This is a genomic window from Limnospira sp. PMC 289.06 (genome assembly GCF_032350395.1).
Taxonomy (GTDB): domain Bacteria; phylum Cyanobacteriota; class Cyanobacteriia; order Cyanobacteriales; family Microcoleaceae; genus Limnospira; species Limnospira platensis.
In genome coordinates this window covers 1-620 of record NZ_JARPLC010000429.1, presented here as the reverse complement: position 1 = coordinate 620, position 620 = coordinate 1, and the positions used below count along the sequence as shown (strand labels likewise).

The following is a 620-nucleotide window of genomic DNA, read 5'->3' as shown; positions in this document are numbered from 1 at the left end:
GTCGCCATGCTCTTGGGCAAAAGCCTTGAATTTGTGCCAGTCGGTAATTTGGTGGTTATGACCAGGTGGGCGATTAGGTTTAGGGAGGAAGTCTCCGGTGTGTTCTTTTCTTTGCAGCCAGAGATTGATAGTGTTCCGGCTGAGATGGAAAAATTGACTGGCTTTGGTTTTGGACATACCGTATAGTTCAATTGCATTGATAACTTTTTGTCTAAGGTCGTAACTGTAGGGGGCTGGCCTTTTGGGTCTTATGTAGATATCCTTGCTATTATACGTCCTAACTTTTCTGTCTTTTGCTATAATTCTCCCGGATGATACTCAACACCTGATATCTCAGGGTTTTCCATCAATTGTAGGTCGAACCGTACTAGCTCTTGAGTAATGCTGCCAACTGGGGCGAGTCTACGGAATCGGTTAACCCAGGTTATAAGGGTATCTACCCGATGCTGCAAGCTCGGAGCTAACCAACCCTTGGGACGAGTCCGATTCAAGAACCGAGCCCGCCGATATCGGGTCTGGCGCTTTCGTCTAAAACGTCGGAGTTGACGACGTGCTTGCTAGTAACAAAAAACTTCCTCAAACCTACACACAAACCAAAAACCTGTTACAATAGCAACCAC

General features: G+C 46.3%; 1 protein-coding gene and 1 pseudogene. Both read right to left on the bottom strand.

The window, feature by feature from the left end; genetic code table 11:
* Positions 1 to 252, bottom strand: a 252-nt coding sequence (locus P5674_RS25600) for an IS630 transposase-related protein (protein ID WP_315643387.1), incomplete at its 3' end; no start/stop codon positions are given.
* 47 nt (positions 253 to 299) lie between these two features.
* Positions 300 to 554 (bottom strand): annotated as a pseudogene (locus P5674_RS25595) (RRXRR domain-containing protein); the annotation flags it as partial.
* Positions 555 to 620: the final 66 nt, after the last annotated feature.